26 protein-coding genes are annotated in these 26,019 nt (G+C 71.1%); 9 read left to right on the top strand and 17 right to left on the bottom strand.

All coding sequences use genetic code 11. The features are described 5' to 3' along the window. Positions 1-7 precede the first annotated feature (7 nt). The gene (locus tag BLQ63_RS16975) at positions 8-1,744 is read left to right on the top strand and encodes an ABC-ATPase domain-containing protein (protein WP_091037839.1); all 1,737 of its coding nucleotides are present in this window, start codon (positions 8-10) and stop codon (positions 1,742-1,744) included. Positions 1,745-2,106: 362 nt separating this feature from the next. On the opposite strand, the gene groL is transcribed toward BLQ63_RS16975, so the two are convergent. Together groL and groES are read right to left on the bottom strand one after the other, a co-directional pair. Beyond that, complete coding sequence (groL, locus tag BLQ63_RS16970) at positions 2,107-3,744, bottom strand: chaperonin GroEL (protein ID WP_091037837.1); 1,638 nt, start codon at positions 3,742-3,744, stop codon at positions 2,107-2,109. Positions 3,745-3,825: 81 nt separating this feature from the next. Beyond that, entirely contained in the window at positions 3,826-4,125 is a 300-nt protein-coding gene (gene groES / locus BLQ63_RS16965; RefSeq protein WP_091037834.1) for a co-chaperone GroES, read from the bottom strand. Positions 4,126-4,354: 229 nt separating this feature from the next. Here groES and BLQ63_RS16960 point away from each other — a divergent pair, with 229 nt between their 5' ends. Beyond that, entirely contained in the window at positions 4,355-5,536 is a 1,182-nt protein-coding gene (locus BLQ63_RS16960; RefSeq protein ID WP_218125309.1) for a class I SAM-dependent methyltransferase, read from the top strand. Here the strand turns inward: BLQ63_RS16960 and BLQ63_RS16955 are convergent. The 6 genes from BLQ63_RS16955 to BLQ63_RS16930 form a co-directional block, all read right to left on the bottom strand. Continuing rightward, entirely contained in the window at positions 5,502-5,939 is a 438-nt protein-coding gene (locus BLQ63_RS16955; RefSeq protein ID WP_091037831.1) for a PIN domain-containing protein, read from the bottom strand. The genes BLQ63_RS16960 and BLQ63_RS16955 overlap by 35 nt on opposite strands. Then, complete coding sequence (locus BLQ63_RS16950) at positions 5,936-6,196, bottom strand: ribbon-helix-helix protein, CopG family (protein ID WP_091038048.1); 261 nt, start codon at positions 6,194-6,196, stop codon at positions 5,936-5,938. Before BLQ63_RS16950 ends, BLQ63_RS16955 begins: the two co-directional genes overlap by 4 nt. A 37-nt stretch (positions 6,197-6,233) precedes the next feature. Continuing rightward, a complete protein-coding gene (locus BLQ63_RS16945; protein ID WP_091037828.1) occupies positions 6,234-6,623 on the bottom strand; it encodes a RidA family protein in 390 nt (129 codons plus the stop codon). Between the two features lie 38 nt (positions 6,624-6,661). Next, entirely contained in the window at positions 6,662-7,174 is a 513-nt protein-coding gene (gene purE / locus BLQ63_RS16940; protein WP_091037826.1) for a 5-(carboxyamino)imidazole ribonucleotide mutase, read from the bottom strand. A gap of 2 nt (positions 7,175-7,176) precedes the next feature. Next, a complete protein-coding gene (locus BLQ63_RS16935; protein ID WP_091037824.1) occupies positions 7,177-8,310 on the bottom strand; it encodes a 5-(carboxyamino)imidazole ribonucleotide synthase in 1,134 nt (377 codons plus the stop codon). 98 nt (positions 8,311-8,408) lie between these two features. Next, positions 8,409-8,669: a helix-turn-helix domain-containing protein gene (locus BLQ63_RS16930; RefSeq protein ID WP_091037823.1), complete on the bottom strand. Its 261-nt coding sequence runs from the start codon at positions 8,667-8,669 to the stop codon at positions 8,409-8,411. A gap of 93 nt (positions 8,670-8,762) precedes the next feature. Here BLQ63_RS16930 and map point away from each other — a divergent pair, with 93 nt between their 5' ends. Then, a complete protein-coding gene (map, locus tag BLQ63_RS16925; protein ID WP_091037820.1) occupies positions 8,763-9,530 on the top strand; it encodes a type I methionyl aminopeptidase in 768 nt (255 codons plus the stop codon). Between the two features lie 6 nt (positions 9,531-9,536). Here map and BLQ63_RS16920 read toward each other — a convergent pair whose 3' ends face one another. The 4 genes from BLQ63_RS16920 to BLQ63_RS16905 form a co-directional block, all read right to left on the bottom strand. Further along, positions 9,537-10,199 carry a GNAT family N-acetyltransferase gene (locus tag BLQ63_RS16920; RefSeq protein ID WP_091037818.1) on the bottom strand — a complete coding sequence of 221 codons (663 nt, stop codon included), beginning with the start codon at positions 10,197-10,199 and terminating at the stop codon, positions 9,537-9,539. A gap of 167 nt (positions 10,200-10,366) precedes the next feature. Further along, positions 10,367-11,605 (bottom strand): molybdopterin molybdotransferase MoeA, encoded by a 1,239-nt coding sequence (locus BLQ63_RS16915; protein WP_245680997.1) that lies wholly within the window; start codon positions 11,603-11,605, stop codon positions 10,367-10,369. Between the two features lie 54 nt (positions 11,606-11,659). Next, complete coding sequence (locus tag BLQ63_RS16910) at positions 11,660-12,550, bottom strand: UTP--glucose-1-phosphate uridylyltransferase (protein WP_091037816.1); 891 nt, start codon at positions 12,548-12,550, stop codon at positions 11,660-11,662. Between the two features lie 151 nt (positions 12,551-12,701). Next, the gene (locus tag BLQ63_RS16905) at positions 12,702-14,693 is read right to left on the bottom strand and encodes a diguanylate cyclase (protein WP_091037814.1); all 1,992 of its coding nucleotides are present in this window, start codon (positions 14,691-14,693) and stop codon (positions 12,702-12,704) included. 157 nt (positions 14,694-14,850) lie between these two features. On the opposite strand from BLQ63_RS16905, the gene BLQ63_RS16900 reads away from it, so the two are divergent. Then, positions 14,851-15,483 (top strand): 5-formyltetrahydrofolate cyclo-ligase, encoded by a 633-nt coding sequence (locus BLQ63_RS16900; RefSeq protein WP_091037812.1) that lies wholly within the window; start codon positions 14,851-14,853, stop codon positions 15,481-15,483. A 90-nt stretch (positions 15,484-15,573) separates the two neighbouring features. Beyond that, positions 15,574-15,903, top strand: a complete 330-nt coding sequence (locus BLQ63_RS16895; protein WP_091037810.1) for an FmdB family zinc ribbon protein — start codon at positions 15,574-15,576, stop codon at positions 15,901-15,903. A gap of 62 nt (positions 15,904-15,965) precedes the next feature. On the opposite strand, the gene BLQ63_RS16890 is transcribed toward BLQ63_RS16895, so the two are convergent. The 5 genes from BLQ63_RS16890 to BLQ63_RS16870 all read right to left on the bottom strand — a co-directional run bounded on the left by BLQ63_RS16890 (position 15,966) and on the right by BLQ63_RS16870 (position 20,653). After that, the gene (locus BLQ63_RS16890) at positions 15,966-18,077 is read right to left on the bottom strand and encodes a transglycosylase domain-containing protein (protein WP_091037807.1); all 2,112 of its coding nucleotides are present in this window, start codon (positions 18,075-18,077) and stop codon (positions 15,966-15,968) included. A 72-nt stretch (positions 18,078-18,149) separates the two neighbouring features. Next, positions 18,150-19,103: a complex I subunit 1/NuoH family protein gene (locus BLQ63_RS16885; protein ID WP_091037804.1), complete on the bottom strand. Its 954-nt coding sequence runs from the start codon at positions 19,101-19,103 to the stop codon at positions 18,150-18,152. Continuing rightward, positions 19,093-19,737 carry an NADH-quinone oxidoreductase subunit C gene (locus tag BLQ63_RS16880; RefSeq protein ID WP_091037802.1) on the bottom strand — a complete coding sequence of 215 codons (645 nt, stop codon included), beginning with the start codon at positions 19,735-19,737 and terminating at the stop codon, positions 19,093-19,095. Before BLQ63_RS16880 ends, BLQ63_RS16885 begins: the two co-directional genes overlap by 11 nt. Beyond that, entirely contained in the window at positions 19,734-20,294 is a 561-nt protein-coding gene (locus BLQ63_RS16875) for an NADH-quinone oxidoreductase subunit B (RefSeq protein WP_091037800.1), read from the bottom strand. The genes BLQ63_RS16880 and BLQ63_RS16875 overlap by 4 nt, the downstream gene beginning before the upstream one ends. After that, on the bottom strand, positions 20,285-20,653 hold the full coding sequence (locus BLQ63_RS16870; RefSeq protein ID WP_091037798.1) for an NADH-quinone oxidoreductase subunit A: 369 nt from the start codon (positions 20,651-20,653) through the stop codon (positions 20,285-20,287). Before BLQ63_RS16870 ends, BLQ63_RS16875 begins: the two co-directional genes overlap by 10 nt. A 567-nt stretch (positions 20,654-21,220) precedes the next feature. On the opposite strand from BLQ63_RS16870, the gene BLQ63_RS16865 reads away from it, so the two are divergent. From BLQ63_RS16865 to BLQ63_RS16850, 4 genes are all read left to right on the top strand, one after another. Further along, the gene (locus tag BLQ63_RS16865; RefSeq protein ID WP_218125308.1) at positions 21,221-21,832 is read left to right on the top strand and encodes an RNA polymerase sigma factor; all 612 of its coding nucleotides are present in this window, start codon (positions 21,221-21,223) and stop codon (positions 21,830-21,832) included. Next, entirely contained in the window at positions 21,829-22,734 is a 906-nt protein-coding gene (locus BLQ63_RS16860; protein WP_091037796.1) for a hypothetical protein, read from the top strand. Before BLQ63_RS16865 ends, BLQ63_RS16860 begins: the two co-directional genes overlap by 4 nt. A gap of 388 nt (positions 22,735-23,122) precedes the next feature. Then, positions 23,123-24,979, top strand: coding sequence for a 2-oxoacid:acceptor oxidoreductase subunit alpha (locus BLQ63_RS16855; RefSeq protein WP_143014963.1), 1,857 nt, complete (start codon positions 23,123-23,125; stop codon positions 24,977-24,979). Further along, positions 24,972-26,003 carry a 2-oxoacid:ferredoxin oxidoreductase subunit beta gene (locus BLQ63_RS16850; protein ID WP_091037794.1) on the top strand — a complete coding sequence of 344 codons (1,032 nt, stop codon included), beginning with the start codon at positions 24,972-24,974 and terminating at the stop codon, positions 26,001-26,003. The genes BLQ63_RS16855 and BLQ63_RS16850 overlap by 8 nt, the downstream gene beginning before the upstream one ends. Positions 26,004-26,019 lie beyond the last annotated feature (16 nt).

The following is a 26,019-nucleotide window of genomic DNA, read 5'->3' as shown; positions in this document are numbered from 1 at the left end:
TGGGGGCATGACACAGCGAAGAGGCGGACGACTCCACCAGAGTGAGTCCCGCGATTTTGGTGACCATCGTTCACATCCACCTCGCCATGACCTGTCTAACGAACTAACGGCCCTGGAAGGTACGAGTTACGGCCGATATAAATCCCTGCGTGGCAAATGGTGGTCAGGTCCGGCGATTCTGGACATTCTCAAAGTCCAGGCCGATCCGTACGCGCCGCCCAGCCGTATCGAACTCCATTTCGACGCCGAGTCGGCGGACCTCGTGTCCGACTGGCACGCCACGGCCGTGCGCCGCCGGGCCCTCGCGGTGCTGCTCGCCAAGCGGCTGCGCAGCGCCTGCCGGACAAGGGATCTGAGGATCGACGCGGGCGGCCAGGAGATCCTGCGGCGGGCCTCGTGCGACGTCGGCGAGGACGGATCGGTGGTGTTCCGCCTGGGCGCGCAGCTGCCCGGGCACGGCCGGCGCATCGCCGGGCGGGAGGCCGCGCGGCTCTTGTGCGAGCTGCTGCCGGACGCCGCCGACGACGCGCTCGCGGTCGACGCCGCCGAGGCCGAGCGGTGGGTGCGCCACGCCGACGACGTTGCGGCCCTGCGCGAGCAGGTCGCCGAGCGGGGCCTGGTCGCGTTCGTCGCCGACGGGTCGATGCTCGCGCGCCGCTCGGGCGTGGACGATCGGCCGATGGAGTCGGGCGTGCCGTTCGCGGCCCCAGCGTCGATGGCGGTCGAGTTCACGCTCCCGCACGCGGGGACGGTGCGCGGCATGGGCATCGAGCCGGGCGTGACGCTCATCGTCGGCGGCGGCTTCCACGGCAAGTCGACCCTGCTGCGGGCCTTGGAGTCCGGCGTGTGGGACCACGTGCCGGGCGACGGCCGGGACTTCGTGGTGGCCGACCCGTCGGCGGTCAAGATCCGCGCCGAGGACGGCCGGTCCGTCACCGGCGTCGACGTCCACGCGTTCGTCGACCATCTGCCCTCGGGCGACGACACGCGGCACTTCACGACCGAGAACGCGTCGGGCTCGACCTCGCAGGCCGCGGCCGTCGTGGAGTCGCTCGAGGCCGGATCGCGGGTGCTGCTCATCGACGAGGACACGGCCGCGACGAACCTGATGATCCGCGACGCGCGGATGCAGGAGCTGGTCGCCAAGGACCGCGAACCGCTGACCCCGCTGGTGGACCTGGTGCGGTCGATGGCCGACGACCACGGCGTCGCCGTGGTCCTGGTGATGGGCGGCTCGGGCGACTACATGGACGTGGCCGACCGGGTGGTGCTCATGGACGCCTACCGGCCCGAGGACGTGACCGAGCGTGCGAAGGCCCTGGCGGCCAAGCCGACCGGACGGAGCGTGGAGGCCGAGGGCTTCCGGATGCCGCGCGCCAGGGTGATCGACCCGCGGTCGGTGTCCTCCGAGGCGAGGGGCAAGCAGAAGATCCGCGCCGAGGGCACGGACGGACTGCGCTTCGGCGAGTCCGAAGTGGACGTCAGATCGGTGGAGCAGATCACCGACCCGGCGATGACCACCGGGATCGGCCTGGCGATCGAGGCGGCCGTGCGCCAGGGCTGGATCGACGGCGAGGCGACCGTGTCGGAGGCGCTGGACCGCTTGGAGGAAGCCCTCGAGGCGGGCGGGACCGCGGCGCTGCTGAAGATCCGGGACGTGGACCTGGCGGTGCCGCGGCGCTACGAGGTGGCGGCGACGCTCAACCGGATGCGGGAGCTGCGGGTGCGCCGGAGCGGGGAGTGAGACCCGAAGGTCCGCTACCCGAACGGGAGGGCGGGGCGGGCGGTCCGGAACGCCTCCGGGAGTTCGGGCTTCGATACCCGGGCAACGCCTTCGAAAGCGGGCGTAAAAGTGCCTTCGCGGCTCCGATCCCCAAAGGCCGCGAAGGCTCTTGAACTCTATCGGTTTCCCGACAGTTACGCGACAAACTGTCGGGATGTTGACACTTGCAGTTCCGTCCGGGGCCGCGGCCAGGGATTGGAGTCGCGGGCGAAGGCCGGAACGGGTTCGCCGGACCCGCTGAACGCGAAGCAGGGCCGCCGACGCGAGTCGGCGGCCCTGCTTTCCGGCTGCGGCCCGGGACTCGCGCCCCGGGCTTTCAGTCCCTAGTGCGAGTGGCTGTGCCCGCCGTGGGAGTGCGAGTGGCCGTGTCCGGTCTCCTCGTCCTCGTCCTCGGGCTTGTCCACGATCGTCACCTCGGTCGTGAGCAGCATGCCCACGATCGAGCCGGCGTTCAGCAGCGCGTTGCGGGTGACCTTCACCGGGTCGATGATCCCGGCCGCGACCAGGTCCTCGTACTCGCCGGTGGCGGCGTTCCAGCCCTCGCGCCAGCCCTTGCCCGTGACCGCGTTGACGATCACGTCGCCCGACTCGCCCGCGTTGATGGCGATGCGGCGCAGCGGCTCCGACAGCGACTCGGCGACGATCTTGAGGCCCACGCGGGCCTCCGGGTCGTCCAGCTCCACCTTGTCGAGACCGGCGATCGCGTGGATCAGGGCCGCGCCGCCGCCGGCGACGATGCCCTCTTCCACCGCGGCCTTGGTCGCGTTGACCGCGTCCTCGATGCGGTGCTTGCGCTCCTTGAGCTCGACCTCGGTGGCCGCGCCGACCTGGATGACGGCGACGCCGCCCGAGAGCTTCGCGAGGCGCTCCTCGAGCTTCTCGCGGTCCCAGGAGGACTCGGTCTGCGAGGCCTGCTGCTTGATCTGGGCGATGCGGGAGTTGACCTCGTCCTTGGTCCCCCCGCCGTCCACGATCGTGGTGGCGTCCTTGGAGACCGTGACGCGGCGGGCCCGGCCCAGGTGCGACAGGTCGGCCTGCTTGAGCTCCAGGCCGATCTCCGAGGAGATGACCTCGGCGCCCGTGAGGGTCGCGATGTCGCCCAGGATGGCCTTGCGGCGGTCGCCGAAGGCCGGGGCCTTGACGGCGCACACGCGCAGGGTGCCGCGCAGCGCGTTCACCGACAGGGTCGCGAGGGCCTGGCCCTCGACGTCCTCGGCGATGATGAGCAGCGGCTTCGAGGTCTCCACGACCCGCTCCAGCACCGGCAGGAGCTCCTCGATGGAGCCGACCTTGGAGTTGCTGATGAGGATGTAGGGGTCCTCGAACACCGTCTGGCGCGAGTCCTGGTCGGTGATGAAGTTCGGCGAGATGAAGCCCTTGTCGAACTGCATGCCCTCGGTCACCTCGAGCAGCGTCTCCAGGCTGGAGCCGTCCTCGACGGAGATGACGCCCTCGGCGCCGACCGCGTCCATGGCCTTGGCGATGAGCTCGCCGATCTCCGGGTCCTGCGCCGAGACGCCCGCGACCTGCGCGATGTTCTCGTGGCTGGAGATCACGATGGCCTGGCTCAGCAGCTCGGCCGAGACGGCGTTCGCCGCGGCCTCGATGCCCTTGCGGATCGCGATCGGGTTGGCCCCGGCCGTGATCGCCTTGATGCCCGCGTGGCTCATCTTCTGGGCCAGCACGGTCGCGGTGGTGGTGCCGTCACCGGCGACGTCGTTCGTCTTGGTGGCGACCTCCTTGACCAGCTGCGCGCCCAGGTTGGCGTACGGGTCGGCGAGCTCGATCTCCTTGGCGATGGTCACGCCGTCGTTGGTGATCAGCGGCGCGCCGAAGGAGCGCTGGAGGACCACGTTGCGGCCCTTCGGGCCCAGCGTGACCTTGACGGTGTCGGCCAGCTGGTCGATCCCGCCCAGCAGGTTGTGCCGCGCGTCCTCGGCGAAGTTGAGAATCTTCGGCATGGTGTGTCCCTTTCCTAAGACACGAACGGGCCCCCTCAGCGCAGCAAGCGGAACGTTGCGCTGCCGAGGGCCCGAAACGTGCTAGTTCTCGACGACCGCGAGGACGTCGCGCGAGGACAGGACGAGGTATTCCTCGCCGTTGTACTTGACCTCGGTGCCGCCGTACTTGGAGTAGATGACCACGTCGCCGACCTTGACGTCGATCGGGAGGCGGTTGCCCTTGTCGTCGAAGGCGCCCGGGCCAACGGCCAGAACGGTGCCCTCCTGGGGCTTCTCCTTGGCGGTGTCGGGAATGACGATGCCGGAGGCGGTGGTGGTCTCGGCCTCGTTCGCCTGGACCACGATGCGGTCGCCCAGCGGCTTGATGGCAGCCTTGCTCACTTGGTTTCTCCAAACCTGACGTGTTCGATACGTTGTCCGCCACGACAGCACGGCTCTCGTCGTCGCGGGTGCCGAGGCACCGGCCGGGTGGCTGTTGGCACTCTCCAGGTGAGAGTGCCAATCCGATCATAGCGCTTAGCAATCTCGGTCTGCGAGTGCTAAGGCGTAAGTTAATTCGCCCAGGTGGGGGCCGTCAAGGCCGGGTCTCCAAAGTCATACCATGAGACGCGTGGACACCAGCCTGCTCGAAGCCCTGAGAGCCGATGACGACCTCCAGCGGAGGGCCGAGAAGGCATTGCGGGAGGACGGCGGCCGGGCTCCGCTGACGCTGCGGAAGGCGGGCGTGGACCCGGCGATGGCGGCGGCGGCCCTGACGCTGGCGGACCTTCGGGTCCACGCGAGGGGCAAGTTCGGCGAGCGCGCGGAGCGGCTCTACTTCACGAGGGCGGGCCTGGAGCAGGCCACGCGGTGGGTGGTGGCCCGGCGGCGGGCGGCGAGGTTCGCGCGGAGCGCGGGCGAGGTGACGGACCTGTGCTGCGGGCTCGGCACGGAGGCGCTGGCGTTCGCGGAGGCGGGGCTGCGGGTCGAGGCCGTGGACATGAGCGAGGAGACGGCCGCGTACGCGAGGGCGAACGCCGAGGCGGCAGGGGTGTCGGTCGAAGTCAGGGTGGGAGACGCGTTGCAGGCGCCCCTGCTGGAGGCGGCCTTCGCGGATCCGGCGAGGCGTTCGGGCGCGGGGCGGAACTTCAACCCGGCCGCGTATTCGCCGCCGTTGGACCGGTTGCTGGAGCACCTGGCGGGCGCGAGGTTCGCGGCGGTGAAACTGGGCCCTGGGGTGGGGCATGAGTGGATTCCGGAAGGGGCCGAGGCGGAATGGGTCTCGGTGGACCGGGACGTGGTCGAGGCGTGCCTGTGGCTGGGCGAGGCCGCGGAGGTCAGACGGAGGGCGAGCGTCTGCAAGGCGGGCGAGTGGCACGAGCTGACCGGAGAAGGCGAGGAGAAGGCCGTGGTCGGCGAGGTCGCGGCGTACCTCTACGAGCCGGACGGAGCGGTGATCCGGGCGGGTTTGGTGGCCGAGTTGGCGGAGCGGTTGGAAGCCCACACGGCGAACGAGACCATCGCCTACCTGTACGGCGACGAGCTGAAGGAGAGCCCGTTCGCGAGGGCGTGGAAGGTCGAGGAGGTCTGGCCGCTGCACCCGAAGAAGCTGAGGTCGCTACTTGCAGAACGCGGGATCGGCCGCTTGACGATCAAACAACGGGGCACCGGGATCGACCCGGCCGAGCTGCGAAAACAACTGAAGCTCAAGGGCCCGAACGAGGCAACGCTAGTGGCGACCCGAGTGGGCGAAGCCCATGTGGCAATCTACTGCCACGCTACAAGTCGTCGGGAAGCAAGCGGAACGCCTTGAACTGCGCCAGCGGTCGGAGCGCTCGGAAATCCCTTCGATCGAGCGTCAAGATCGCGTCAGTCTCGTACTCGGCGGCGATGACGACATTGATTGCATCCGCCAGGTCGAGATCGAGATCAAGATACTGCCGTCGGATGTCCTGGGCGAGGCCAAGCATCCGGGAGGTGATGTGGGGGATTTCGGCACGCTCATTGTCCACCCGCGCCCGCAGGTCGTCGACCGCATGCATCGCCTCAGGCCGACCAAACTCGCGCGTAGCGAGGTTATCGAACTCTGCCAGCAACAGCGGCGAGATCACCAGGTGGCCAGCTTGTCGAAGGACCTCCCTGGCGCCAGGGCCGTCCGGATCCTCAGCGCTTCGCGCGGCGATCAACCCAGAGGTGTCCGCGACTACAACGATCAACGCTCATCCCGCATTCGCCGGTAACGCTCGTACTGGTCATCCCAGACCTGCTCCTTGGCCTCACGATGAGACTCGCTACGCAAGGGCTTCGAAGTTCTACTGAAAAACGGCTCCTCCCAGATCCGACTCGACATCGCGGCACGGTGGATCGCGTTGCGGATGATCTCCGCCTCGGACACGCCGTACCGCTTCGCGGCTTCCTTGATGATCGCGAGGTCTTCCTCGTCCGCGTAGACCATGGTGCGCTTCTTAGCCATATGCATATGGTACCACCGGCATATATACGAGAAATGTTCAATTGGGGAGGCGGGCGGTGAGGTCGACCTCCACCAGTTGGCCGGCGTAGCCCAGGGTGGTCACTCCTACGACGGTGCTCGCGGCGTTGAAGGCCGGGCCGAGTTCTCGGTGCTCGAAGAAGCGGTGCCAGGCGCCGCCTACCACCTTGCTGTCACTGCTCACCACGTAGACGATCGAGCGGACCACGTCTTCGGGCCTCGCCCCGGCGGCCTTGAGCGCGGCCAGGCAGTTCGCGGCGGTCTGCTCGATCTGCGCTTCCAGGTCCCCGACGCCGACCACGTTCTCGTCGGCGTCGACCGGGCACTGGCCCGCGAGGTAGGCCGTGCGGCCCGCCTCGACGATCGTCACGTGCTCGTAGCCGCCGGTGGGGTGCAGAGTTTCGGACATGGGGCGAGGCTATGGGCGGCGGTCCCGCGCCGCAAGCGCTATTCGGGGTGCGCGATGCGGTAGCGGAGGTTCGCGTCCTTCTCGGTGACCATGCGCTCGAGGTCGACCTGGTAGTCCGACATCTTGGAGCGCAGCGCCTCGTCGGTGGCGCCGAGGATGCGCACGGCCAGCAGGCCGGCGTTGCGGGCCCCGGCCACCGAGACCGTCGCGACCGGGACGCCCGCGGGCATCTGCACGATCGACAGGAGCGAGTCCATGCCGTCGAGGTGCGCCAGCGGCACGGGGACGCCGATGACCGGCAGCGGCGTCGCCGAGGCGACCATGCCCGGCAGGTGGGCGGCGCCGCCCGCTCCGGCGATGATCACCTGGAGGCCGCGGGAGGCCGCGGAGTCGGCGTAGGAGAGCATCCCGTGCGGGGTGCGGTGGGCCGAGACGACGCGGACCTCGTGGGGGACGTCGAATTCCTTGAGCGCTTCGACGGCCGCTCCCATGACGGGCCAGTCGGAGTCCGATCCCATGATCACGCCGACGCGGGGTTGCTGCTGTGCCATGCTTATTCGCCTTCCTGGAGCCATTCGGCGGCGCGCAGTGCGCGGCGCCGCAGGGTCTCGGGGTCGTCGCCGCAGACGGTGACGTGGCCGATCTTGCGGCCGGGCCGGACGGCCTTGCCGTAGAGGTGGACGTGCGCGGCCGGGTCCTCGGCGAGGAGGTGCTGGAGCCGTTCGTCCAGGCGCCGGCCGCCGGGCTTCCCGCCGAGGACGTTCGCCATCACGGTGTACGGCGCGGCGGTCTCGGGCGAGCCGAGCGGGTAGTCGAGGACAGCGCGCAGGTGCTGCTCGAACTGGCTGGTCCGGGCGCCTTCGATGGTCCAGTGCCCGGAGTTGTGGGCGCGCATCGCGAGCTCGTTCACGAAGAGGCCGTGCGAGGTCTGGAAGAGCTCGACGGCGAGCATCCCGCAGACGCCGAGCTCGGTCGCGACGGTCTCGGCGATGCGCTTCGCCTCGGCGGCGGTCGCCGGGTCGAGGTGCGGTGCGGGGGCGATGACCTCGGTGCAGATCCCGTCGGTCTGGACGGTCTCGACCACGGGGTAGACGGCGGTCTCGCCGCGCGGGGACCGGGCGATCTGGACCGCGAGCTCGCGCTGGAGGGCCATGCGCTCCTCGGCGATGAGGCGGATGCCCGAGGCGAGCACGGCCTGGGCGTCGGCGGGGGTGTCGATCATCCACACCCCCTTGCCGTCGTAGCCGCCGGTGGCGGCCTTGAGGACGCACGGGAGGCCGAACGCCTCGACGTCCGAGATGGAGTCGACGGGGGCCCAGCGCGGCTGCGGCATGCCGAGGCCGGCGAGGCGGGTGCGCATGGCCTGCTTGTCCTGGGCGTACAGGAGGGCCTCGGGCCGGGGCTGGACGTCGATCCCCTCGGCGACGAGCGCCTTCAGGGCCTCTTGGGGGACGTGCTCGTGGTCGAAGGTGACCACGGTGCAGCCCTTGGCGAAGCCGCGGAGGTCCTCGACGCTGCGGTAGTCGCCGAGGGTCGTCGCGGGGGTGACGACCGCGGCGCTCTCGGCGGGGTCGCCCGCGAGCACCTTGAGGCTCTGGCCGAGGGCGATGGCGGCCTGATGGGTCATGCGGGCGAGCTGACCGGCGCCGATCATGCCCACCGTCGGAAGTTGCGTCACGGCGTCCACGCGCTGAGCCTATCCCGGGGCGGGCGCGTTTCCGGACCCATCGGGACCGGGCGTGACCTGCGCCCTTGGCGCCGTTGACAGGCCATGGAAGGGTCGAGTCAGCCGGTCATCGGATGTTCGGGGCGGGAATGCCCGGCGAGTTCACCGGGGGCGATGTCGAGGGCGTCGCAGAGGGCCATGATGGTGAAGAACGCCGGCGTGGCGATGCGGCCGGTCTCGATCTTGCGCAGCGTCTCCGGGGAGATGCCGGCCTCGGCGGCGACGTCCAGGATGCTGCGCGGGCCGCGGGCCGAGCGCAGCGCCCGCCCGAGCGCGCGACCGCGGTCGTGCTCTTCGGGCCTCAGCGGCGGTCGAATCATATCGGTATTATAGTACCGGTATACAAATACCGACAGCCCTTGAAGGGCCGTCCGTGAAGTGCTTTCCCAATGAGAACGTCTGAGAGGCCGTCCATGATCGAGCTGTACTCCCCCGCCGAGATCGAGGCGATGCGCCCCGCCGGGCGGTTCGTCGCCGACACGCTCACCGAGCTGTCGCGCGTCGCCGACGTCGGCATGAACCTGCTCGAACTCGACGAACTGGTGGCCCGCCGCATCAAGGAGGCCGGCGCGGTCTCCTGCTACGTGGACTACGCCCCGTCCTTCGGCGCCGGCCCGTTCGGGAAGGTCCTGTGCACCTCGGTGAACGACGCGGTCCTGCACGGCCTCCCGCACGACTACAAGCTCAAGGACGGCGACCTGGTGAGCTTCGACTTCGCGGCCGAGGTCGACGGCTGGGTCGCGGACTCGGCCCTGTCGGTCGTGGTCGGCGCGCCCGCGGACAAGGACCTGCGCCTCATCGACACCACGACGCGGGCGCTCGAGGCGGGGATCGGGGCCGCGACCGTGGGCAACAAGATCGGCGACATCGGCCACGCGATCGCCACCGTCGCGCGCGGCGACGGCTACGGGGTGAACACCCAGTTCGGCGGGCACGGGGTCGGGCGCACCATGCACGGCGACCCGCACATCCCCAACGACGGGCGGCCGGGCCGGGGCATGAAGCTCAAGCCGGGCCTGGTCATCGCGATCGAGCCGTGGTTCCTCCAGACCACCGACGAGATCCGCTACGACCCCGACGGCTGGACGCTGCGCAGCGCCGACGGCTCGCGGGGCGCCCACATGGAGCACACGGTCGCGATCACCGAGGACGGGCCGATCATCCTGACGGCCAGGAACTAGCGGGCCTCACTGCGAGGTCTGGCGGGGGTCCTTCGAGGCGCCGCGCTCGGATTCGGCGCGGGCGAGGCGGGCCATCCGGTCGATCATCCGCTCGGTGGCGATCTCCTCGGCGGTGACGGCGTACCCGTAGTGGTCGCGCCAGTCGCCGTCGATGTAGAGGTAGCGCTTGTGCAGGCCCTCCTGGCGCAGGCCCAGCTTCTCGGCGACCCGGTTCGACGGGCCGTTCTCGGGCCGGATGTTCACCTCGATGCGGTGCAGGCGCCCGACGGTGAGGGCGTGGTCGACGACCATGGCCAGCGCCGTGGCGGTGATGCCCTTCCCGGCGTGGCCGCGGTCGATCCAGTAGCCGGCGTAGGCCGAGCCGAAGGCGCGGCGCACGATGTTGCCGACGGTGAGGCCGCCGGCGAGCTGTCCCTGCCAGCAGACGGCGAGCGGCCAGCTGGTGCCGTCCTTGACGGAGCGTTTGAGGCCGCGGAGCATCGCGCGGAACGCGGCCGGGGAGTGGGCTTCGTGCCAGGTGGTGCCGGTGCCGGGTTCCCAGGGGGCGAGCCAGGCTTCGTTGGCGCGGCGCAGCTGGGACCAGCGGGCGGCGTCGGATCGGCGGAAGGGCCGCACGCTGACGTCGCCGTGTTCGAGGTGCACGGGCCAGCCGGGGTTGGAAAGGGTCATCGGTCTCGGTCCAGATCGCGGCGGGCGGTCATCGGCGGCCGTCCGGCCTCAGGTGGGAGGGCGGGTCGTGGGGGGCGGTCATCGGTCACCGCCCGGGGACGGTTCGGATGGCGAGTGGTGCGGGACGGCCACAGGTCGCCGTCCGTGTGCAATTGGGTTCGGCGGGCTCATCGGTTCCGGTCCAGCAGGAGCACGTCTACGGTCGATCCGGCGGGCACCCGGGTCGCGTTCTCGCCGATCGTCATGAGGCCGGTGGCCTCGGCGAGCCCGGAGAGGGTGTAGGACGCCGATCCCAGCGGGGCGACCGTGTAGCCGCCGCCGCGCCTCTCGGCGACGCGGACGGGGCGGAATTCCCTGAGCCCGCTCGGTGAGGATACGGGCTCGGTCAGGTTGGCGCGCACGCTGGGCCGGAAAACCGGTTCGGCGCCGGCGAGCCGCTGGATGAGCGGGCGGGCGATGACTTCGAACGCGATGGTCGCGGCGACGGGGTCGCCGGGGAGGCATACGACGGGGACCTCTTCGGGGCCGATGGTGCCGAAGCCCATGGTCTCGCAGAGGTACACGGCGATGGGCGCGAAGTCGACGGCGCCGTCGCGGGAGAAGGTGCGCCGGACCATGTCGCCGGGGCCGGTGCCGGTGCCGCCGGTGGTGATGACGAGGTCGGCGCGGAGGATCTGGTCGTCGAGGACGGAGCGGAGCGCGTCGGGCTCGTCGTCGCAGATGCCGACGCGGTAGGCGTGGGCGCCGGCTTCGGAGGCGGCGGCGGTGACGAGGTGGGAGTTGACGTCGATGAGCTGGCCGGGCTGGGAGGGCCGGCCGGTGTCGACGAGTTCGTCGCCGGTGGCGATGACGACGACGCGGGGGGTGGGCCGCACGACGACGTCGGCGATGCCGGCGCCGGCGAGGAGGCCGACGAGCTGGGGGGTGATGCGGCGGCCCTCGTGGGCGAGGATCTCCCCCGCGGGCCGTTCGGAGCCCATGCGGCGCACGCCGTGCCCGCGGCGGGGCGCCTGGCGGACGTCGACGGTCGCCATGCCCTCGTCGGTCCAGGCGAGGGGCACGACGATGTCGGCGCCGACGGGGAGGGCGGCCCCGGCGGCGACGGAGAAGCAGGTGCCGGCGACGAGGCGGACGGGCCGCCACGAGGAGGCGGCGAGGTCGCCGAGGACCTTCAGGCCGACGCCGCGTTCGGGGCTGGCGCCGGCGATGTCGTCGGCGGCGCACGCGTAGCCGTCGATCGCGGCGTAGTCGAAGGCGGGCAGCGGCCCGGGGTTGACCGCGTTCTCGGCCAGGACGGCGCCGGTGGACTGGGTCATGTCGATGTCGACCGGGGGCAGGGGTCGGACCAGGGCCAGCGCCTTCGACAGGAAGTCGGCCAATGGCGTCGCGTCGCCGGTCCCCTTCACTGTTCTTCCCCCCGTCGGTCAAATGCCTCTCAGCGCCGCAGCGCGGTCGCCAGGTCAGTCAAGTGTCGCACTGAATTCCCGCAGCCAGGCGTTGAAGCCGGGCAAGTCGTCGCGCTCGCTGGCGAGCTCGACGAGGGTCTGAAGGTACGCGACGGGTTCTCCGGTGTCGTGGCGGCGACCTCGGAAGATGACCGCGTGGACTGGGGTTCCCTTGGCGCGCATGGTGTCCATGGCGTCGGTGAGTTGGATCTCGCCGCCCGAGCCGGGGCCGGTGGCGTCGAGTACGGGGAAGATCGAGCCGGGGAGGACGTAGCGTCCGATGAGGATGAGATTCGACGGCGCGTCTTCGCGGGCGGGCTTCTCGACCAGTCCGGTGACTTCGACGACGTCGGGGTCGTCGGTGGCCTGGACGGCGGCGACGCCGTAGCGGGAGACCTGGTCGTCGGGGACCTCGATGAGGGCGAGGACGATGCCGCCGGTCTCGGCCTGGAGGTCGATCATGCGCGGCAGGAGGCGGTCGCCGAGGGGGTAGAACTCGTCGCCGAGGAGGACGGCGAAGGGCTCGTCGCCGACGTGGGAGGCGGCGCGGCCGACGGCGTGTCCGAGGCCTTTGGCGCCGCCTTGGCGGATCGAGGTGATCTCGGCGATGGACTCGGGGGCCTTGACCTTCGCCAGCATCGCGTCCTTCTTCTTGGCGCGGAGGGCGTTGTCGAGGTCGGCGCGGGCGTCGAAGTAGTCGACCATGGCGTCCTTGCCGGGGGCGGTGACGAGGGTGATGTCGTCGGCTCCGGCGGCGGCGGCCTCTTCGACGATGTACTGGAGCACCGGCTTGTCCACGATGGGGAGGAGTTCCTTCGGGACGGCCTTGGTGACCGGGAGGAATCGGGTCGCGAAGCCTGCGGCGGGAATGACGGCTTTCGTGGCGCGGGGCGAGGTATCAGACATACCGCGAGGGTAGCGTGCACACGCTGCGTCAGATGTCAGCCACCCTGTCGAACATCGGGTGAAGGTTCGTGACTCGCGGTGCCGGTCGGGACCGGTGCGTCCGGTGTGGCGGGCGGTGCGTCCGCGCAGGCGGCGGGGCCGTTCGGAGGGGTCAGACGGGGGCGGTGCGCCAGGTGCCGCGTCCGGCGGCCTTGGCGGCGTAGAGCGCTTCGTCGGCGGCGGCGAGGACGGCGGTGGCGCTGTCGGCGTGGACGCCGAGGACGGCGACGCCGATGGAGACGCTGACGCGCAGTTCGCGGCCGCCGGAGGACTCGTTGACCTTGAAGGGGCGGCAGGCGACGGCGCGGCCGAGGCGCTCGGCGACCACTTCGGCCCCGGCGGCGTCGGTCTCGGGCAGCAGGACCATGAACTCCTCGCCGCCGTGGCGGAAGGCGAGGTCGACCTCGCGGATCTGCGCGGTGATGCGCCGGGCGAGCTCGATGAGGACCTGGTCGCCGACGGGGTGGCCGTAGGCGTCGTTGACGGCCTTGAAGCGGTCGAGGTCGATGGCCAGGAGCGCGGAGGGGCGCTGGTAGCGGCGGGTGCGCTCGGCCTCGCGGCGCAGCGAGGTCTGCATGAACCGGTAGTTCCACAGGCCCGTGAGCGGGTCGGTGAGGCTCAGGCGCTGGGCCTGGCGGTGCAGGAGCACGTTCTCGACGGCGACGGAGGCCTGCCCGGCGAAGGTGCGGAGCGTGTCGACGTCGCCGGACTCGAACGCCTCGCCGGCGACGCGGTTGTAGAGGACGAGGACGCCGAGGACCCCGCCGGGCTGCGGGGCTGCGCCGAGGTCGGGTTCGGAGGGCTGGCGTCCGGCGATGAAGTCCTGGTCGACGGGCTGGCGGCCGCTGAAGGGGACCGCGACGATGGTGCGGGCGTCGGGTTCGGTGTCGGCGCGGTGCCAGTCGCCGAGGGCGCCGCCCGTGATGCGGCCGTGGGCGGGGGCGCCGCTGGCGGCGATCGCGCCGATGATGCCCTGGCCGATGCGGATGGACGCGGGCTGGTCGATGCCGAGGTCGCCTTCGCCGGCCCGCTGGCGCAGTTGGTCGGCGTCGTCGACGTCGACGAGCATGACGACGCCGGCCTCGGCCCCGGCGGTGACCATCGCGGTGTCGAGGATGACCTCCAGGATGCGGTCGAGGTCGAGGGTGGCGGTCAGGGTCTGGCCGAGGCGCCCGAGCTGGCCGCGCATCTGGTCGCGGGAGGCGGTGAGCGCCTGCACGTACGCCTGGGTCTGGGCGGTCATGCGGTTGAACGCGAACGCCAGGTGCGCGACCTCGTCGCGGCCGTGGGCGGGCACGCGCACGTCGAGGTCGCCTTCGGAGACGCGCTCGGCGGCGGCCGAGAGCTCCGCGAGCGGGCGGGTGGTGGAGCGGGCGAGCCAGGCGGCCAGGCCCATGGCGCAGACCGCCGAGGCGGTGACCATGGCCGCGAGGGTCCAGTACATGGGGGTCACGTCGGTGGCGGTGGTGCCGATGCTCAGCGGCAGGAACGCGTCGGTGAAGTCCCAGCGGCCCGCGTCGACCGCGCCGGCCTCGAGCGGGTCGGTGCGGCTGTCCTGGAGGACCAGCTCCGCGTCGGCGACGCGGGCGATGCGGCCGAGGAACTCGACGTCGACCACGCGGAAGGCGCTGAAGACGGCCGTGGAGCCGTCGGCGGCCTGGACCTCGGCCTGGGCGCCGAGGGCTTCGATGGGTCCGGCTCCGGCGTAGGCGGCGGTCTCGCCGCAGTCGACCCACGCGCCGTCGGGGGCCTCGACGCCGACGTCGGCCCGGGGGGCGGCCTCGGCCCCGGCGGTGTCGATGCTGGAGAAGACGACGCCGTCGATGACGGACCGGTCGACCAGGAGGGCGGCCATCTCGACCGCGTCCGCCTCGCTGCCGCTGCTGTTGCTGTAATTGAGGGCGACGGCCGCCGCGGAGGCCTGGATGCGCTCGCAGATCGTGCCGAGGGTGGAGTCGACCATCGTCACGGCCGAATTCGCCAGCGCTTCGCCGCGGGAGTCCGATAGCTGGGACATCACGGCAGCGACGAAGACGGCCCCCACCAGGACCGGCCCGAGCACGACGACGAGGAACGCCGTGGTGAGCCGTGAGCGCAGCGACACCGAAGCCCCCTCAAGTTCACTCCCTAGAACACTACCTAGCGCTACTGAGTGAACACGACGCGGCACGGGGTTTTCTGGCAGTCTGGCCGAAAGGATGAATGCGCCCGGCCATTCGGGGGAAACCCTCGAGGTGCAGGTAGAGACGAAGGGGAAGCCGATGCACGAGACGAAGAGGGCGGCGCGCCGGGAACTGCTCGCGCGGCGCACGGCGATGCCGGGCGAAGCACGCGGACAGGCCGATCTGGCCACATGGAAGGCGTTGCGGGACTTCCTGATCGAAGCGGTCGAGGAGGGCGCGACGGTCGCCGCGTACCGCCCGTTCGGGGCGGAGCCGGGCTCGGCGCTGGAACCCGAACTGCCCGAACGGCTCAGCGTGGTCTACAAGGTGCTCTTGCCGGTGCTGTTGCCCGACAACGATCTCGCCTGGCGCGAGTCGGTACCCGTTGGGCCCCTGGAGGAGACGGGCGACGACGTGGGCGGGGCGGGCTCGTCGGAGCCGGCGACGGGCGAGGCCGGCGAGGTGCCGGGGGCGGACGCGGTGCTGCCCCCGGAGGCGGTCGCGGATGTCGCGGTGGTGATCGTCCCAGGGCTGGCCGTCTCACATGACGGGATTCGACTGGGTCGCGGCGGCGGCTCGTACGACCGGGCGCTGGCGCGGGTGGGACCGGACGTGCCGGTGGTGGCGCTGCTGCGCGAAGGCGAGTTCGGGCTGCCGGTCCCGGCCGAACCGCACGACCGGCCGGTGACGGGCGTCATCACGCCGTCGAAGGGATTCACGTCGCTGCGCTGAGATCACACTCCCCGGGCGGATGGGATTAGCACTCTTCTGCGTTGACTGCTAATGTCGATCGGGATCTGAGTTGACTGCTGGAGGTAGGACGTGCCCGTCTACGAATACCGCTGCAAGGAGTGCGGTTACGAGTTCGACAAGCACCAGTCGTTCTCTGAAGCCCGCTTGACCGACTGCCCGAGCTGCGCCGCCAAGGGCGCGCTGCGCAAGGTCTTCGGGAACGTGGGCGTCACGTTCAAGGGCAGCGGCTTCTACCGCACCGACTCGCGGTCCACCGACTCCTCCTCGCTCAGCTCGAACGGGTCGAAGAACGGTCCGGCGAAGGACGGCGCGAAGAAGGCCGAGACCAAGTCCGAGGGCGGCGGCGACAAGAAGTCGGCCGCGAAGTCGGACTCCGGCAGCGCCGCCAAGGCCGCCTGAGCCTCACGAGAACCTCCACCGGTGCCCGGTCGCTGTCGCGGCCGGGCACCGGTGTTCGTGTATCAAGCGGGGTCTTCGGTCGGCGGCTCGGCGACGGGGTCCTCGGCGCCGGGCTTCGCGGACTCCTCGTACGCGAGCTCGTCTTCCCACACCTCGGCCTGCAGGGCCTCGTAGTCCTCCCGGTCGGCGATGAAGCGGTCGGGCCTGGACTTCATCAACGTCCACCAGATCCCCTCGGCGACCGTGTTGTACGGGGAGGCGCCGTCGCCTTCCCGGCGCTCGTCCCCGGCCCAGACCGCGAGCGCCAGGTTCGGGTCGGACCCGAGGTGCCAGGTCGCCGAGGCGTTGACGGCGAGGGGGAGCTCGTCCCGGTCGTTCGCGGGCGTCAGAAGGTACGCCTGGGCCCTGTTGACCGCCCACGAGGGGATCGTCTCCTCGGCGATCTCGGGTTCGGCCTCGTAGAGGAGGCCGTCGGGGCCGCTCACGCGCTCCACGAAATAGGGTTCGGCGACGGTGCCTCCGGCCGCGAGGGCCGCGTACACGGACGCGGCGTCGAGGACCGTCATCGGGTAGGCGCCGATGCCGAGGTCGGGGTGGAACCGGGCCGCGGCGTCGCCGGTCGCGATCTCGGCGGCCACGCCGTTCTCGTCCAGGTCGTGCGGGTCCCACAGGCGCTCGACCCCGAGTCCGGCGGCGGCCGCGGCGATCGCCTCCCCACCGATCTGCTCGGCGACCGAGTAGACGGGCGTGTCGAGCTTCTCGACGACGGCCCGCTCGAAGCTGATCGACTCGACCGAAGCGCCGCCGGTGTTCACCAGCGGCTTCGGTTCGCCGTCCTCGTCGAGGTAGGTGTCGAAGTACTGCGGCGAGGAGCCGTCCAGGACCGGGCTCATCAGGTCGAGGCCCGCCAGGTTGGCGGCCACCGCGGTGACGACGTTGAACGCGGTGCCGGGGCGGTGCCCGACGTCGTCGGCCTGGTCGAGTCCGGCCCCGTCCTCGCCGCCGTAGTAGGCGAGGACCCGCCCGGTGCCCGGTTCGACGGCTGCCAGAGCGGCCGACATGTCCTCGTCGTCCGCGGTGACCTCGCGCAGGCCCGTGCGGTCGAGCGCGGTCTCCTGGAGTTCGGCGTCGAGCGTGGTGGTGATGGCGAAGCCCCCGCGCAGCACCTCGTCGGTGGTGAGCCCCGCGTCGGCCAGCTCGGCGAGCACGAACCCGTTGGTGACGAAGCCCTCGGGGCCGAGCCCTTCGGCGTCGTCGGTCGGGTCGAGGGTCTCGGGGAGCTCGGTCAGCGCTCCGCGTTTGACCGGGTCGAGTTCGCCGGTGGCGACCATCTGGTCGAGCACGTACGCCCAGCGTTCGGTGGCCTCTTCGACGGTGCCGCCCTGGTCGTAGGGGTCGCGCGGGTCGTAGGGCCCGTCCGGGGACTTGATCTGGGCGACCAGGAGCGCCGACTGGGACGTGGAGAGGTCGGCGGCCGGGCGGCCGAAGAATGCCTGCGCGGCGGCCTCGACCCCGTACGCGCCGCGTCCGAAGTAGACGATGTTGAGGTAGTGGTTGAGGATCTCGTCCTTGGTGAACTCCTCCTCCAGCTTCATCGCCATCGCGGCCTCGCGGGCCTTGCGGAGGTAGGAGCCGTCGCCGCGGATGTCGGCGACGAGGCCGACGTACTGCTGGGTCAGGGTCGAGGCGCCCTGCTGGGAGCCGCCGGTGAGGTTGTTGACGAGGGCGCGCAGCACGCCTTTCGCGTCGATGCCGGGGTGGGAGTAGAAGTTGGCGTCCTCGGCGGCCACGAGCGCGTGTTCGAGGTCGTCGGCGATCTCGTCGAGGCCCACGGAGGTGCGCTGCTCGGCGGCGAGTTCGCCCATGACGGTGGTGCCGTCGCTGTAGTAGACGGTGGAGCCCTGGGAGAGGGCGGCGTCGAGCTCGTCGGGGAGGTCGACGCCGGCGTAGAAGACCGAGCCGACGACGACGGCGGTCCCGGCCAGGAGCGCGAGCACGGCGGTGAGGGCGGCCATGCGGCGCCGGCGGCCCCGGCGTCGCCTGCCTCTGCGGCGGTGTCCCTTGCGGCCCGGCTGCTCGGAGGGGACTTCGGCGGCGCCGACGGCGGCGTTGCGGCGAATCCGCCGCAGCCGCAGCGTGCGTCCCGTCCGGGTGGAGGTTTCTCTGCCTTCCATGCGGTGTAGACGCGGGTTGCGGTCGATTCAGTTGCGTTGGGGCGCAATCAAACCAAATGGTACAGAGGCGTATCAGAGGGCCAGGGCGACGGTCGTGGTGAGCACGAGCTGGGCGAGCGCGACGGGCACGAGGCCCTTCCAGCACAGGGCCTGGATCTGGTCGACGCGGAGCCGGGGCCAGGCCACGCGCAGCCAGATGACGACGGCCGCGAGGGCGCCGGTCTTGAGGAGCGTCCACAGCCAGCCGAGGGATTCGGGGCCGGGGCCGCGCCAGCCGCCGAGGAAGAGCACGGTGGTGAGCGCGGCGATGACGACGATGCCGACGTACTCGGCGAGGAGCAGCAGCGCGAAGCGCAGCCCGGCGTACTCGGTGAGGTAGCCGAAGACGAGTTCGGAGTCGGCGATGGGCGCGTCGAACGGGGGCCGGCGGATCTCGGCGAGCCCGGCGGTGAAGAACACGACCATGGCCGGGAACTGCCACAGCAGCCACCAGGGGTTCCAGGCCTCGACGATCGCGGGGAGGCTCAGGGTCCCGGCCGCGACGGCGACGGACGCGGCGGCGAGCACGAGCGGCAGTTCGTAGGCCATGAGCTGGGCGGCGCCGCGCAGGGCTCCGACGAGGGTGTACTTGTTCGCCGAGGACCAGCCGGCCATGAGGACGGCGAGGACGCCGATGCCGACGAGCGCGACGACGACGAACAGGCCCATGTCGAGGTTCGAGCCGACGAGGTCGCCGGGGCCGAGCGGGATGAAGAGGATGACCAGGAGGTAGGGCAGGAGGGCGACGGCGGGCGCGAGCTTGAAGACGGGCTTGTCGGCGGCGTCGGGGACGAGGTCCTCCTTCTGGGCGAACTTGACGCCGTCGGCGATGAGCTGGGCCCAGCCGTGGAAGCCGCCGGCGTGCATGGGTCCCAGGCGGCCCTGCATGTGCGCCATGAGCTTGTGCTCGGTCTGGCCGACGACCAGGGGCAGCACCAGGAACGCGGCGAGGACGGCGGCGATCTTGACGACGAGCTCAAGCAGCACCGGGGGCCTCCGGCGGGTCCGGGCGCCGGGTCGAGGGCGCGGGCCGGGTCTCGGGTTCGATCCAGTCGTCGGGGACGCCGGGCGGGCGCTTGGGGGCGCGCTTGGTCGGGCGGTCGCCGCCGGGTTCCTTGGCTCCGGGCCAGGCCTTGACGACGCGGGAGGCGAGCACGAAGTCCTTGCGGAGGGGGTGGCCCTCGAATTCGGGGGCGAGCAGGAGCGGCTTGAGGTCGGGGTGGCCGGGGAAGTCGACGCCGAACATCTCGTGGGTCTCGCGCTCGTGCCAGTCCGCGCCGGGGTAGAGGTCGGTGACGGAGTCGACGGCGCCTTCGGCGAGGAGTGCGCGCAGCAGCACGCCGCGGCGCTCGGCGACCGACCAGAGGTGGGCGACGACGCGGAAGCCGCCGGGGCGCCCGCCTTCGGGGTCCGCCGGTCCCTCGTCCACGGCGGAGAGCCAGTCGAAGAAGTCGCAGCCGAGGTCGTCGCGGCAGATGCGGACGGCTTCGCGCCAGTCCTTGGCGTCGACGTCCGCGACGGCGCGGGGGCCGTCGGTACCGGTGTCGTCGAGGCCGAGGGCGGCGCCGACGCGGCCGTGCCAGGGGTCGGGTGCGGGGGCCTGGGTCTGCGGGTCGGTCATCGGGGCCTCCTCAGCAGCGGGCGCAGGCCGGGCTTGCGCGGCGCCGATTCACCGGCTCGCGCGCTTCGCCGAAGCGGTTCGGCGCCGATCTGCTTCTGGAGCTGCCCGATGCCGTACAGCAGGGCCTCGGGGCGCGGCGGGCATCCGGGGACGTACACGTCGACGGGGATGATCTGGTCGACGCCCTTGGTCACGCAGTACGAGTCCCAGTAGGGGCCGCCGGAGTTGGAGCAGGCGCCGAAGGAGATCACGTACTTGGGCTCGGGCATCTGGTCGTAGAGGCGCTTGATCGCCGGGGCCATCTTGTCGGTGACCGTGCCGGAGACGACCATGAGGTCGGCCTGGCGCGGCGAGTGCGCGAACGGGATCACGCCCAGGCGCATGAAGTCGTGGCGGCTCATCGAGGCGGCGATGAACTCGATCGCGCAGCAGGCCAGCCCGAAGTTGAAGACCCACAGCGAATAGCGCCGGCCCCAGTTGAGCACGAAGCGGATCGGCTCCCCGAGGACGTTCGGGTTCTCGCCGGCGCGGGCGGGATTCGGCAGGTTCACCGCCATCGCAGGACCCCTTTCCTCCAGGCGTAGGCGAGTCCGAGGGCGAGGACGCCGACGAACAGGCCCATCTCGACCGCCGCGGCCGTCCCGAACTCGCGGAAGACCGCGGCCCACGGGAACAGGAACACGGCCTCGACCGCGAAGAGCACGAACAGGAACGCGTAGACGTAGTAGCGGATCTGCACCTGGGCCCAGTCCTTGCCGACCGGGTCGACGCCGCACTCGTACGTCGCGCCCTTCGCCGGCGAGGGCGCGGAGGGCCGCAGCAGGCGGTTCGCCGCCATGGCGGCGGCCACGAACGCGAAGCCGGCCAGCAGCAGCACCCCGAATACCGCGTAATTCCCGAGTCCGGAGGTGTCCATACCGACACCCTAATGCCGCAAGGGGGTTGGCGGGAACCTCTGAACGCCGGGTTTCGCGGTCCTGCGGAGAAGGTTCTGGTTTGAACAATTTTCGTAGAACTCCAGCGCACTGTGCGCAACCGCTCGGCACCCGTGGACGTGTTGTTGTACGAAGAGGATTCACGCCGGACGGCTCCCAGGGCCGCCGCCCGCGCGCCGCAAGACGCACGAGAACCGTTCGGCGCCAGTCGGGCGGCCGTACCGCCCGCTGAGCACAGACATAAGGAATGGGATCACCGCATGACCGCCGCCAGCGCTCCGCTGCACCGGGCCGACCGCCGGCCCGCCGCAGCCTCGGCGAAGTGGACCCGGATCGCGTCGGGCACCTGGCCGGTGGGCGTCGAGTTCGACGCGCTCGTGCGCGGCCCGGCCGGTCGCGGAAGCGCCGTCGCGGTCGCCGACCGCGTTGTCGACATGGCGACCCCGCCTCGTGTCTCCGCCTTTGCGAAAGCGACAATGGGTGCCGCCGGGCACGACGGACAGGGCCCGATGGATGCCCTTGATTCCCCTACTTGCGCTGGAGCGGATGTGCGAACGGAGGCGGAGTTCACCGACCTCTACGAGAATCACTTCTCGGAGCTCGCTGCCCAGGTATGCGCGTACCTCGGGGACGCCACCGAAGCGCAGGACCTGGTCCAGGAGGCCTTCCTGCGGGCGTGGCAGCGGTGGGACAAGGTCGGCGGTTACGAGGAGCCGGTCGCGTGGGTGCGCCGCGTGGCGTGGAACCTCGCGACGAGCCGGCACCGCCGGAACCAGGTGGCGCGCAAGTTCCTCCAGAAGTCCTCGGCCCCCGAGCCCGCCCCGGCCGCGAGCGCCGACCACGTCGCGCTGGTCGCCGCGCTCAGGAAGATCCCGACCAAGCGGCGCCAGGCCCTGGTCATGCACTACATGGCCGACATGACGATCAGCGCGATCGCGGCCCAGACGGGCGCGCGCGAGGGGACCGTCAAGTCCTGGCTGCACCGCGGCCGCAAGGAGCTCGCGGTGCTGCTCACCGACGGCGGGGCCCCGTCCGCGAAGACCGCGGCCTCCGACGACCCCGACACCATGCCGATCCGCATCAGGCGCGCGATCCCGGGCGCGCAGCGCCTGCCGCGGCCCGCGGGCCGCCGAGCTTCCGTGAAGGAGGACCGCTCATGACCATCGACCCCCACGATGACGACCGCGCGGTCGCGGAGGCCTTCGCGAGCCTGAAGGCCGAATCGGCGGCGCACTTCCCGCCCCCGCCGGTCAACGACCTCATCATGCGCGGCCCGGCCGCGCTGCGCCGGCGCCGCCTCGTCTCGCTCGCCGCGGTCGTGGGCGCCTGCACCGCGGTCACCGCGGGCGGCTTCGCGGTCGCGCAGACCCTCGGCCCGCTCTCGGGCGGGCCCGAGTCCCCCGACGCCGGCAGTGCCGCCGTGGGCGACGCGACCTCGGAGGAGTCGCCGAGCGCGTGGCCCGGCGACCCGGCCTCGCCGGGCATGTCCGGCGGCGAGTCGACCGTCTCCACGCCCCCGCCGCCCGCCGACGACCTCGAGGCGCTGATCGTCAGCGGCCCGTTCGAAGGCGACTGGGCCGACTCCTGCGAGGAGGGCGCGCAGGCCGCGGACTTCGAGTCGTGGGAGATCACGGCCGAGACCGGCTGGAGCATCGTCGGCGTCACCGAGGGCGACGCCGACGGCGACGGCGAGAACGACACGATCCTGGCGCTGCGGTGCGACGAGCTGATCGGCGTCGCCGCGTTCACGATGGAGGAGGACGCGGACGAGGGTCCGGTGCTGGCCTCCTTCGGGTGGGTGTGGCAGCCGGACGGCGAGCACGAGCTGACCGCCGTCACCTCGGTCGAGGACGGGATCGTCGCGGTCGAAGGCCTCGACGGGGCCGAGGCGGCCTGGACGGCCGACTACGAGTGGGACGCCGAAGAGGAGCTGTTCGTGCTCGTCGACGACGGCGCGACCGCCGAGCCGACCGCCGACGAGAGCTCCAGCAGCTCCACGCCGTCGGAGACCCCGACCACCGACGCCGGCACGAGCGCCGGCACCTCCTCCAGCGGGTCCTGACCGCGCCGCTCCTGGCAGCGCCGCTCCAGAAAGTACGGTCGACTCGGCCGGGACGCGAGTCCGATCCGCGGCCGCGAGCGGTCCGCGGCGTGTCGCCGGACCCCATGAGAGCCCACGATCCGGGACGATGGAAGGACGCGCCGCCGGTTCGGATCCGGCGTCGGCACAGCCGGATCGAGAGGTCCACGTCACTTGTTAGGCTGTCCTATCCCAGCAGGTGAGAGGTATGTCGTCAAGTGGTGTCGCCTACATCGCGCACGCCGCGCTGCATTGGCATCGCGCCGCGGGCGCCGCGTAGCATCGCAAGTAAGACCTGGCGGAGCCCCCCGCTCCCCAGCCCGAAACGCCGCAGTCCTGCGTGCACCAGAACCCGCATGAGGAGAACTAGGTGAACACCGTCCGGCAGCTTGACCGGGTCGTCATCCGCTTCGCAGGGGACTCCGGCGACGGAATGCAGCTCACGGGAGACCGCTTCACCGCCGAGACCGCAAAGCTCGGCAACGATCTGTCGACCCTCCCGAACTACCCCGCCGAGATCCGGGCCCCCGCCGGGACCCTCCCGGGGGTGTCGAGCTTCCAGATCCACTTCGCCGACACCGACATCCTCACCCCGGGCGACCACCCCGAGGTCCTCATCGCGATGAACCCCGCGGCGCTCAAGGCGAACCTGCGCGACCTCAAGTCCGGCGGCACCATCGTCGTCAACACCGACGAGTTCACCAAGCGGAACCTCACCAAGGTCGGCTACGAGGCGAACCCGCTCGAAGACGGCTCGCTGGACGACTTCCAGGTGCACCAGGTGGCGCTCGCGAGCCTCACCATCGGGGCCCTGGCCGAGTTCGAGGTCAGCAAGAAGGACGCCGAGCGGTCCAAGAACATGTTCGCCCTCGGACTCGTGTCGTGGATGTACTCGCGCCCGATCGAGGCGACCGAGGAGTTCCTGCGCGGCAAGTTCAAGGCCAAGCCGCTCATCGCCGAGGCGAACATCGCCGCGCTCAAGGCCGGGTGGAACTACGGCGACACCACCGAGGCCTTCGCGGTCCGGTTCGAGATCCCGCCGGCGAAGCTCAGCGCGGGCACCTACCGCAACATCACCGGGAACACGGCGCTCGCGTGGGGCATCACCGCCGCGGGCGTCGCCTCCGGGCTGCCGGTGTTCCTGGGCGCGTACCCGATCACCCCGGCCAGCGACATTCTCCACGAGCTGTCCAAGCACAAGCGCTTCGGCGTCACCACCGTGCAGGCCGAGGACGAGATCGCCGCGGTCGGCGCGGCCCTGGGCGCCTCGTGGGGCGGGGCGCTCGGCGTCACCACCTCCTCGGGCCCGGGCATCGCGCTCAAGTCCGAGACGATCTCGCTCGCCGTCTCCCTGGAGCTGCCGCTCCTGGTCGTGGACGTGCAGCGCGCCGGCCCCTCGACGGGCCTGCCGACCAAGACCGAGCAGGCCGACCTCGTGATGGCCATGTTCGGCCGCCACGGCGAGGCACCGATCGCGATCCTCGCGCCGCAGTCCCCTTCGGACTGCTTCGGCATCATGCTCGAGGCCGCGCGCATCGCGCTGGCCTACCGGACGCCGGTCATGGTCCTGTCCGACGGGTACATCGCCAACGGCGCCGAGCCGTGGAAGCTGCCCGAGCTCGCCGACCTGCCCGACATCTCGGTCCCGTTCGCGACCGAGACGAACGGCGTCGACGCCAAGGGCGAGCCGGTGTTCCTGCCGTACCTGCGCGACCCCGAGACCCTGGCGCGGCCGTGGGCCGTCCCCGGCACTCCCGGCCTCCAGCACCGCATCGGCGGCATCGAGAAGGCCGACAAGACCGGCGACATCTCCTACGACCCGGCCAACCACGACTTCATGGTGCGCACGCGCGCGGCGAAGATCGCCGGAGTCGACGTGCCCGACCTCGAAGTGGACGACCCGGTCGGCGACGCCGACGTGCTGGTCCTCGGCTGGGGCTCGACGTGGGGCCCGATCGGCGCGGCCGTGCGCGGCCTGCGCGACAAGGGCGTCCCGATCGCCCGCGCGCACCTGCGCTACCTCAACCCGATGCCGAAGAACACCGCCGAGGTCCTCGCCCGCTACGACCGCGTCGTAGTCCCCGAGATGAACCTGGGGCAGCTCGCGCTCCTGCTGCGCGGCAACTTCCCCGGCACGAACGTGGTCGGCTACAACCAGGTGCGCGGACTGCCGTTCACCTCCAACGAACTGCAGGACGCCCTCGAGGAGGTCATCAAGAATGGCTGACGTCAAGCTCGACGCCCCGAAGTTGAAGGCCAAGGACTTCAAGTCGACCCAGGAGGTGCGCTGGTGCCCCGGCTGCGGCGACTACGCCATCCTGGCCGCGGTCCAGTCGTTCCTGCCCGAGCTGGGCCTGGAGCGCGAGAAGATCGCGTTCGTCTCCGGCATCGGCTGCTCCTCGCGGTTCCCGTACTACCTGAACACGTACGGCATCCACTCGATCCACGGCCGCGCCCCGGCCATCGCCACCGGCCTCGCGGTCTCGCGCCCGGACCTGTCGGTGTGGGTCGTCACCGGCGACGGCGACGCGCTGTCGATCGGCGGCAACCACCTCATCCACGCTTTGCGCCGCAACGTGAACCTGAAGATCCTGCTGTTCAACAACCGGATCTACGGGCTCACCAAGGGCCAGTACTCCCCCACGTCGGGGGCGGGCACGCTCACGAAGTCGAGCCCGATGGGCTCGGTCGACTCGCCGTTCAACCCGCTGTCGCTGGCGCTGGGCTCCGAGGCCACGTTCGTGGCCCGCACGCTCGACTCCGACCGGGCGCACCTCCAGGAGGTGCTGCGGGCCGCGGCCGAGCACGAGGGCTCGGCGTTCGTCGAGATCTACCAGAACTGCCCGATCTTCAACGACGGCGCGTTCGAGGTCCTCAAGAACCCCGAGACCCGCGACGAGTCGATCATCCGCCTCCAGGACGGCGAGCCGATCCGCTTCGGCGGGGCCGACGGCGACAAGGTCGTCGTGCAGTCCGGCTACGGGCTCCAGGTCAGGGACGCCGCCGAGGTCGACGAGGCCGACGTGGTGGTCCACAAGGCCGACGTCGACGACCCGGCCTACGCGTTCGCGCTCTCGCGCCTGTCGGGCGTCGCGCTCGACCACACCCCGATCGGCGTGTTCCGCAACGTCAAGCGGCCCACGTACGACAAGGGCGTGCGCAGCCAGGTCGACGAGGCCGCCGCGGGCGTCGACCGCACCGAGGCCCTCGACCGCCTCCTGCACTCCGGCGACACCTGGACCGTGCTCTAAGGGACACAAGGGGAAG

It is taken from the genome of Glycomyces harbinensis (genome assembly GCF_900101745.1).
Classification (GTDB): domain Bacteria; phylum Actinomycetota; class Actinomycetes; order Mycobacteriales; family Micromonosporaceae; genus Glycomyces; species Glycomyces harbinensis.
Note: the sequence above shows the minus strand (reverse complement) of the source record. Positions and strands in the feature narration are given on the sequence as shown.

What these genes read in the sequence shown, in the direction of transcription:
- purE (WP_091037826.1), bottom strand. Translation starts at nt 7,174, where the DNA reads ATGGCACAGCAGCAACCCCGCGTCGGCGTGATCATGGGATCGGACTCC.
- BLQ63_RS16870 (WP_091037798.1), bottom strand. Translation starts at nt 20,653, where the DNA reads ATGGACACCTCCGGACTCGGGAATTACGCGGTATTCGGGGTGCTGCTG.
- BLQ63_RS16880 (WP_091037802.1), bottom strand. Translation starts at nt 19,737, where the DNA reads ATGACCGACCCGCAGACCCAGGCCCCCGCACCCGACCCCTGGCACGGC.
- BLQ63_RS16850 (WP_091037794.1), top strand. Translation starts at nt 24,972, where the DNA reads ATGGCTGACGTCAAGCTCGACGCCCCGAAGTTGAAGGCCAAGGACTTC.
- BLQ63_RS16900 (WP_091037812.1), top strand. Translation starts at nt 14,851, where the DNA reads ATGCACGAGACGAAGAGGGCGGCGCGCCGGGAACTGCTCGCGCGGCGC.
- map (WP_091037820.1), top strand. Translation starts at nt 8,763, where the DNA reads ATGATCGAGCTGTACTCCCCCGCCGAGATCGAGGCGATGCGCCCCGCC.
- BLQ63_RS16920 (WP_091037818.1), bottom strand. Translation starts at nt 10,199, where the DNA reads ATGACCCTTTCCAACCCCGGCTGGCCCGTGCACCTCGAACACGGCGAC.
- BLQ63_RS16950 (WP_091038048.1), bottom strand. Translation starts at nt 6,196, where the DNA reads ATGGCTAAGAAGCGCACCATGGTCTACGCGGACGAGGAAGACCTCGCG.
- BLQ63_RS16875 (WP_091037800.1), bottom strand. Translation starts at nt 20,294, where the DNA reads ATGGCGGTGAACCTGCCGAATCCCGCCCGCGCCGGCGAGAACCCGAAC.
- BLQ63_RS16945 (WP_091037828.1), bottom strand. Translation starts at nt 6,623, where the DNA reads ATGTCCGAAACTCTGCACCCCACCGGCGGCTACGAGCACGTGACGATC.
- BLQ63_RS16975 (WP_091037839.1), top strand. Translation starts at nt 8, where the DNA reads ATGACACAGCGAAGAGGCGGACGACTCCACCAGAGTGAGTCCCGCGAT.
- BLQ63_RS16910 (WP_091037816.1), bottom strand. Translation starts at nt 12,550, where the DNA reads ATGTCTGATACCTCGCCCCGCGCCACGAAAGCCGTCATTCCCGCCGCA.
- groL (WP_091037837.1), bottom strand. Translation starts at nt 3,744, where the DNA reads ATGCCGAAGATTCTCAACTTCGCCGAGGACGCGCGGCACAACCTGCTG.
- BLQ63_RS16890 (WP_091037807.1), bottom strand. Translation starts at nt 18,077, where the DNA reads ATGGAAGGCAGAGAAACCTCCACCCGGACGGGACGCACGCTGCGGCTG.
- BLQ63_RS16930 (WP_091037823.1), bottom strand. Translation starts at nt 8,669, where the DNA reads ATGATTCGACCGCCGCTGAGGCCCGAAGAGCACGACCGCGGTCGCGCG.
- BLQ63_RS16860 (WP_091037796.1), top strand. Translation starts at nt 21,829, where the DNA reads ATGACCATCGACCCCCACGATGACGACCGCGCGGTCGCGGAGGCCTTC.